This is a genomic window from Saccharothrix xinjiangensis, from assembly GCF_039527585.1.
GTDB lineage: Bacteria > Actinomycetota > Actinomycetes > Mycobacteriales > Pseudonocardiaceae > Actinosynnema > Actinosynnema xinjiangensis.
Genome location: NZ_BAAAKE010000035.1, coordinates 76,339 through 84,597 on the forward strand (window position 1 = coordinate 76,339; position 8,259 = coordinate 84,597).

The 8,259-nt window shown below is 64.4% G+C and carries 2 protein-coding genes; both read right to left on the bottom strand.

Features of this window, described 5'->3' with window-relative positions; genetic code table 11:
- Positions 1–39 precede the first annotated feature (39 nt).
- The gene (locus tag ABD223_RS39275; protein ID WP_344042643.1) at positions 40–3,450 is read right to left on the bottom strand and encodes a helicase-related protein; all 3,411 of its coding nucleotides are present in this window, start codon (positions 3,448–3,450) and stop codon (positions 40–42) included.
- Positions 3,451–3,453: 3 nt separating this feature from the next.
- Positions 3,454–7,467: an Eco57I restriction-modification methylase domain-containing protein gene (locus ABD223_RS39280; RefSeq protein ID WP_344042645.1), complete on the bottom strand. Its 4,014-nt coding sequence runs from the start codon at positions 7,465–7,467 to the stop codon at positions 3,454–3,456.
- Between the last annotated feature and the right edge of the window lie 792 nt (positions 7,468–8,259).

Consider the following 8,259-nt stretch of genomic DNA (forward strand, 5'->3'; position numbering starts at 1 on the left):
TCGTCGGTCCGGTCACGGGTGATGGGGAGTGAAGAGCCCTTACCGATGCGTGGACGTAACCTCGGAGGCCGGCACGATCGCCATCCAGCAAACCAAGTAGATGTCTTCCAGGTTCGCAGGCGGCAGGGGAACCGGTGGTTCGGGAATGCTGAGCCCATAGTCGTCTGCCACCGCGGCGATGCGTTCGACGGTTTCCCGCGGTGTGCCGTGGTCGGCGTGGCCGAGCGCACCGCGGACGGCTCGCTGAACCCGATTCGTGTAAGGCGCCTTGAGCCTCGACGCCAGGTCATCCTGCCTCTCACCGAGGAACCCGCCGTGCTGCTCGACGTACTCGACGGCTGTCCGCATCACCCTCGGCAGTGGCGGTGCGAGCCGTCCGGGGTCCGTCTGGAGTGACCAGTCTCGGTGGATGTCGGCTCGTGCGACGGTCCACGCGTCGAATGCTGCTCGGTACATCTCTTCGGTGAGTATGGCCGCCGGAGTGATCGGATCACCGGGATCTGCCTGGTCCAAGCAGGCCAGGATGTCTCGGACGATCTCCGGAGTCGTGCCACCCTCAGCCGTTCGGACGGCGCGCAGCGTCAGGTCCTCGTTGAGAGGCACGTACCGGTAGAACGGCTTGTCATGATCACCAACCCGAGCGCAGAACACGAAGGCAGGGTCTGCGTTCCTACGAGCCATGGCGCTACCCGCTCCCCACGGCAACGCGGTGACCCGGGTCTTCGTGGAGGTGCTCTTGAAGGCGTTGGCCAGCCTGCGCCGGTACTCCTCACCGGACAACGCGGCGGAGCCACCCTCCTCGAACAACGTGGCCTCTTCCCGCTTGATCTTGTCGATCATGTCGCGGGTCTCGGTGATCGATCGCTCGACCGGGTCGATGCCGGGGAGGACGGTGCCGACGCCTACGGCGGCTGCGGCTTGCTTCAATTTCCGCTGGAGTCGTTCCTCAAGGCCCAGGAGCCGGTCGAGGTCTTCGTCGGGGAAGAAGCAGCGCATGAACACGCGTTTGTGCAGGGACCCGATGCGGTCGATGCGCCCGTGGCGCTGAACCAACTTCATCGGGTTCCAGGGCAGGTCGTAGTTGATGATGTGCCGAGCCTGTTGCAGGTTCACGCCCTCGGCGAGCACGTCGGTGGTGACGATGAGGTCATACAGGTCTTCTTCGCTCCCGGACCCCGCGGTACGAGGCGCGAACCCGGTGATCACCTCGGTGCGGTCGCTCTTGTCCGCGCCGGAGACGCCGGCGTAGCGATCCCGGTAAGGCTGCAGCCGGGTATCGGTGATGACCGCGTCCTTGATCGCGGTCTGGATGTAGTCGGCGGTGTCGGCGAAGTAGGTGAAGACCAGCACCTTCCGCTTGTTCCGGGTGTCTTCCTCGCCGATGCCCTCGGCTCTCGCCTCCGCGGCCATGGCGGCGAGTTCGTCGACGAGTCGTTCAACCTTGGGGTCGCTGGTGTGATCGACGTGGCGGACTCGTTCGTGGAGCGAGGCCAGGATGCCCTGGTCCGCTTCGACGGCTCTGCGGAGAGCGTCGACGTCGTAGTGGGAGGCGTCCATCGTGCCGTCGTCGTCTTCGAGTTCGGCGAGGAAGTCCTCGGTGTCGTCCATGCCGATGGAGACGAAGTCGCGGAGATTCTCCCCCGTGAGCACGAAGCCGGCTTGCAGGGCGTGGAGGAAGCGTTCGTGCGAATCGATCATCTTCTCCACAGTGCGTCGGAAGGCGTGCGCGGAGGACTCGAACCGCTTCAACAGCGCTGATCGCAAGAGGCCGGCGTTCTGCGCTTCGTACTGCTCGATGTCGCCGTCGAGCCGGAACCGGGACGGCACGTAGCGGGCCATCGTGAGGACCTGACCGACGTCCGCGAGGATGACTCCGGCGGCCACGCTCGCCGCCATGACGTCATCCGCCACGTGAGCGCCCAGTGAGGTCGCCACCGCGTCGAACATCCCCGGTAAAACGCCGGCGAGGTCGTAGTCGATGCGGCGCACCTCGCAGGTGGGGAAGGAGATCTCCTGCTCGACGCCGTTCACGCGGATCTTGTCGCCGCGGTAGTGGTTCTTCACGAATCGCCGTGTGCGTCGTACGGCGGTGGCGTCGAGCACGTCGAACAGGTGTTGGGCGGTCAGGCTGTCGGGGTCGGTCGCGATCGCCCGGTTGAAGTACTGCCGGAGTGACGGGATGCCGACGTCGGCGAACGCGTAGTCGTTCCGGGCGAAGTACATGATCAGGGTGTAGAGGTCTTCGAGGCTGTTGTTCACCGGGGTTGCCGTGAGGAGCACCAGGTCCTTGGGCACCCTGGAGTCGACGATGCGGTGCAGTGCATCGGCCCGTCTGGTGACGTTGTTGCGGAACGCGTGTGCCTCGTCGATGACGACCATCGCGTACTCGTCGAGGTCTTGGAGCGCTGACGTGCGGTTGCCGGCGGTGTCGATGTTCGACACGAGCTCCTCGTACGACAGCACGTCGGCGCGGAGGTTGTGGTGGCGCAGGAATCCGGTCCAGGTGGAGTCGCGCAGCGTGGCGGGACAGATGATGAGCACCTTCTGCCGGCGCACCACGGTCGCCTCGTAGATCAACTCTCCGGCCAGGTAGGTCTTCCCGAGGCCGACCTCATCGGCGATGAGTACACCGTTGCGGCGGTCCAGTATTCGTTTGGCCCGCCACACGCCGTCGGCCTGGAACGCGGTGAGTCCGAGCTTCGACCCGACCGTCGCGTCCTCGAGGTCCGCCCCGTAGTTCTCGTGCAACATCCGCAGGAAGACGTCCCAGGGTTGGTGGGGCTCCCACCGCGCCTTGTACAGACCGGCGAGGTCGTAGGGGGTTGCCTTGACCCACTGCTCGTCGAACCAGTCGATCACCTGCCGCACCGTGGTCGGCTGGTAGTGCCCGAGGTTCAACTCGTTGTTCCGCGCCAGACCGGCGTAGGTGAAGTTGCTCGATCCGGCGATCACACCGGTGGCATCCGTCTCCACGATGAACGCCTTGCCGTGCAGGAACCCTTGCTCGTACCGGCGCACCTCCACACCCGGGTGTTCTTCGAGCCACTTCACAAGGCGTCGTGCGGCCATGTCCGCCTCAAGGGTGAACCCAAGCAGGTCGCGGTCCTCGGCCAGCGATCGTGCATGGCCTTCCAGCGCGCGCAACACCTCGGGGGAAGGCCCACGGCGACGCTGCCGTCGACCCAGCGGTCGTACCCGTGATCGCTGGTCGACATCCGTCGGTTCGGCGCCCAGCAGGAGGCGAACCGGCCCGGCCTTCTCCAGTTCGTCGGCGAGCAAGCCGAACCCGGCGGGGTTGAAGTAGGCGGTCGCAATGGCCAGCGCGGGAGGTTCCACCCACTTCGTGCGCAGGTAGGAGAGCAGCGAGTTGATCGCGGAAGCGACCCGGTGTCCCTTGCTCTCGTCGTTCGTGGCGAACTCGGGCCGGACGCTCTCCGGTGGTGTCGTCATGGGTCACGCCGCCTTCGCGCGCCACGTCTTGTAGTACGTCAGTACCAACTCCAGGTGACGTGGGGGAAGTCCCTTGTCGGAGAAGTCCTTCTTAATGGTGACGAAGTCATCGGCGCTCAAGCCGTAGCCATCAAGCGCGAAAACCTCGATCGCGGCCAGCAGGTGTTCATCCGGAGCGTTTGCCAGGTCGTCCGGCATGTGGCGGAGGCGGCTCTCGAGGTCGATACCGCCTGCCAGTCGGCTGTAGCCGTTTCGGGACAGCATCACCGAAACCCTGTCGGCCACGGCGGTGATCTGGTCGTCCGACCAGTCGGGAAGTGGAAGTTGGTTGATCACGGGAGCTGTCACATGGCGATCGACGAATCTTCGCGCCCACCAGTCGAGCGTATTGGTGTTCAGCAACCCCAGTAATGCAAGCCTGTTTTCTGGCGGAGTATCAGGTCGATGTGCGACAGCATGAACGTACCCTTTGTTGTGCAGGATCTCCTGCTCGGGTAAAGCCGTGGCGATGATAGTGCGAGTATCATCGCTTCGACTTGGGTGACGCACCACGACCACGGGGTGCGTGCCGTCCAAGACGAAACCGCTGTCTCGCGCAGTGACGCCACGTCCCTTGGCGGCGAGTTCGACCAACTTCGGGACGGATTGTTTGAACTTAGCGGAAGCGTCGAACGTGTAAGCATCCACGTGCGCGGTCATCAGAACCTTCCACGCGCCAGGTGGCTGTGCGTGGACGGCAAGACCCCTGTCCGGTCCGGTACCCCTGAAGTCCCACCTCGCGTCGTGACGGCCAGTGATCCAACCGCCGTTGTCGGACAGTCGTGGCCGAGTGCGGATCTTGTCGAATATCTCCCTGTCGGCGGAATCGACGAACCAGGGGATCACATTGGTCTCGGAGTAGGACTCGATGTCTTCCTTGCTCAGGTTGATGGCGTTGTCCTCTGTGGCGCAGCGAATCTCATCGGGAGAGGTGGCAACCCAGACCCGGATGGCCCCACTGCTCAATGGTGCCGTTGCCAGAAAAACTACAGCGTAGGAAGCGTGAACATCCTCAAATATCCACTCCGAGTGGTTCCGTGCTTGAACGAGGTGGAGGTCGTACCCATCTGTCAGCGTCTTCCGCAGGTTCTTCCAGCCGGCCAGCACCATGCTCTGTCGCGGAAGGACCAAGCCAAGGCGTCCGCTCGGGCGCAAGACCTTCAATGCCCGTTCCAGCATCAACTGGGCCAGTTCAAGGTGAGTCCCACCTCTGAGGCTGAACCCGCGCTTGAAGTACTCCTGAAGTTCAGCTCGGTGTTCCTGCTCGGCCTCCTCGTGAGCTGCTTCCAGCGGGTGTGATGCGCGGAGCTCGTGGATCTTCGCCTCACGAGCCTTGTCCGGAAGTGCCATCAGTCCAGGGCTGACACCGACCCAGTAGGGCGCCGGCTCCCAGCGGACCTTCTCCCACGGCGGGTTGCCGAGGACGACGTCGAAACCCGGTGCCTCGCGCATGAAGACCTCGGGGAAGAGGAAGGGCAGGTGCACCGCTCCCAACCGTTGAACGGCCTGGGTCGTCACGTCGGCGGTCCCCAGCGCCAGTGCTGTGTCGACGTCGGTGGGAACGGGGATTTTTCCGAGCCGGACACCTACAGCGGCGTCGAGCAACGCCTTGGCATCGGCAGCCTCCTCCATTGCCTGGGCATGGGCCCGAGATGCCTCCAATGCTTCTGCCTTCGTTGCCTCGGCTGTACGCGCGACGCGAACCAGGCGGTCCCTCGCGGTGCCGAGCGCTTCCATGATCGGCTCACTAAACAGGCTGTACTGGCCTGCTGCCGCCTTAGGTTCGAAGACGGTCAACGCCTCATCCACGGTGCCCATCCCGGTGAGGCTGTTGCCCACCCGGAGACCGTGGTCCAGCGAGGACATCGGTAGACCCGGGACGAAGGTGTGGATCCAGATGGCGAGCCTGGCCAGCTCGACCGCCATGGGGTTGAGGTCGAGACCGTAGACGCAGCGACGGGCGATCTGGCGGCGCAGGAGCATGGAGGTGTCGATTTCCACCTGTCCGGCTGTATCGCCGAGCGCCTTCTCCGCAGCCTGCGACAGGCGGAGCAGTTCGTCGTTCACGAGGGGGACGAGGTGACCGCTGAGGAACTTCGCGAAGCGGTTCTCGATCCGGTCGATGGCGGCCACGAGGAAGTGGCCCGACCCCATGGCGAGGTCGACGATGCGGAAGTCGAAGAACTTGTCAGCGGCTCCAGCATCGTCGCCGGTGGCCAGTTGCCCTTCGATGGCGGCGAGGTGATCGGTCAGAGCCGGCTCAAGTGCGGTGTCCAGGAGGTGCTCGACCGCGAACGCCTTGGTGAAGTAGGAGCCCGTCGCCTTGCGAGCGCCGGAGGCGTTGTGGAAGTAGACCATCCCCGCTGGAACGACGACGTCGTCACCCGGCTTGGCGGGGAGGTAGGCCTTGGTCTTGGAATCGATCGCGAGGTCGCCGGGTGCCACGGAGAGCGAGGATTCGAGCAAGCCTTCGTAGATGGTGCCGAACTCCCGGACGGACAGGGAGCGGAAGTCCACGGGGCCCGGATCACCGTCGCTGCTGACGTCGATGACGAGTGCTTTGAGGACGGGGCCGATCTCCGCGTCGGTGAGCCGCATGCGGCTGATGGCGTGCCCGGAGGGGTGAAGTTCTCGATCATCGGCGAAGAGGCCGCCGTTGTAGGCGGGCACAGCCCAGTCCGGGTTGCCGTCGTCGACCGCGTGCCACACCGCCAAGAGGTCGTTCCAGCGGTCGTGGGAGTCGGCGTCGAACACGATGTCGGGGTTCTCGGTGAACTCGCGCGCGAGGCTCTTGAGTGCCTTTTTGGTATACCCGGGATTGCGCTGATACGGCAGCAACCCTCGATCCTCGGCGTAGGCGACGAAGAGGAGCCGGAACAGGATGATGAGCGTCCGGTGGTACGCCTCGTGCAGCTCGGCCTCATCGAGTTCCGAACCGGTGTCGGCTTTCATGGCCTTGGCGACGGCGACGGCGAGCGCCGGGACCACGTCCACGTAGACACGTTCACGGAGGCGGGTGCCGAGTGCGCTGGCGTGGTCAACGGATGCCGTGAGTATCTCGACAACGGTGCCGTTGTCGGCGAGCGCGGACGGCGCGAACAGCAGAGGCAGGTAGCCGGCGTCCTCCTCGGTCAGGAGGGCCAGGTCCAGTTCGACGAAGGTCTCCGAGCGCCCCTTCCGACCAACACCCACATCGGGCTTGGCGGGGTAGAGGCGTAGTTGCGTCCCCCTGATGACGACGAGCCAGGGCAGATCCTGGTCTTGCGCGATAGCCAAGCCCTGCATGACCGGGGAGACGGTCCCGAATCGTTGTCCGGGCCGGTCGAACAGCTCATCCTCGTTGAGGAGGACGGCCACCGCCTGTTTGGTGCCACCGGTCGACAGCACTTGCGCTACGGACCCGTGCGCGGTGATGTGGTACCCCAGGCCGGAGATGAGGTCGAGTCCCGTCTTGCCGAGAATCGCCCGGCCCGCGGCGCGCGCCTCCTGCCAGTCGGAGCGGGCCGGGACACCGTGGCGAAGCTCGTGCGATGCGAAGAGCCCTTGGTTCGTCAGGCCGACGATCAGCTGGTCCTTCAGGCTGCCTAGCAGCTGTTGCAAGGTCCGTTTCGCGGCTGAAGGGTTGGGCTCGGCCAGCGCGGCGGCGCAGATCCGGTCGACCTGTCGCAGGTCGAGCCCTGCGATGGCGGCTGAGTGGTCGGTAGGTCCGAACACGGTCGCTTCCCAGCCACCGGCTTCCTGGTAGCCGACGACGAGGAGGATCGGCGTGGCTCGGCGGTTCAAGCGCATCCACCAGAGCCGTCGGACATCCTCCACGCGAGGTGCCGTCTCCGATGTCACGAGCACGACTTCGAGACCATCGGTGCCTCTGCCGATGTGAACCCGGACAGGATGGAGAGACGCAGGTGCGTCGCGAGGGAGGAGCCACTCGACTTCCATTGTGTCGGTATCGGATAAGAAGTCGTCGATCGTGAACATGTCCATGTCCGTCCCCATGTTCCAAGTTTTCGGGCGCGCTGAATAGCCATCCCCCGTTCAAGGGACGGCAGATACTGGAAGCTGTAGTGGTTGCGAAGGCCGAGATAGTACTGGATGGCGACGGTGACCGCTTCAGTCGGATTGCGCCGAGAAGCTCGCGGTATTGAAGCGCGTCCAGGGTGCCACTTCGCTCAGCACTCTATGGCGATCGACAAACGGCTGGTGAACGTGGTGCTACCGCTGTACTCACTGGTGTCAGGACGGTATCCGATTGCTGTTGGTCGGCCAATCGCTTTCGCGAGTGAGGGGTGGCGCGGTAACCGGTTGCGCGGAAGGAGAGCGCCAACTGCTCGCAGTGGGGTGGCGACATGCTGTGGCTGTGGTCATCGGCGCTCCACGAAGTCTTCCGGGTGTAGTCAGGCGGTGTCGGCATGGATGGCCATGTCGACGTCTTCGCCGCCTATAGCGGTAGTGAAGGTGCTGGAGTTACCGAGAACCAAGTAACGTTTTGAGCACTGCCAACTGCGGACCGCACGACTGCGGATCTTTTACTCTGAGTAGACCCAAGTGGGGTTGACGATCGCCTGAATGCCGGATGCGGGTCTCCGTGGACCGCTCATCGGCGTGGGTGAGTGCCCGAGCATGCATACTGTCGTGACCGCAGTCAGGAGCAGCCGTGCGGCGGTCAGTCGTCATGAGCTTCCGACTTGTATGTAGGTACCGGTTGGGCTGGCTGGGTGATCACTGGTTGTAGCCTGCCGGAGGCGCTGGGCCGGGCTCGCTCGTGAGCTT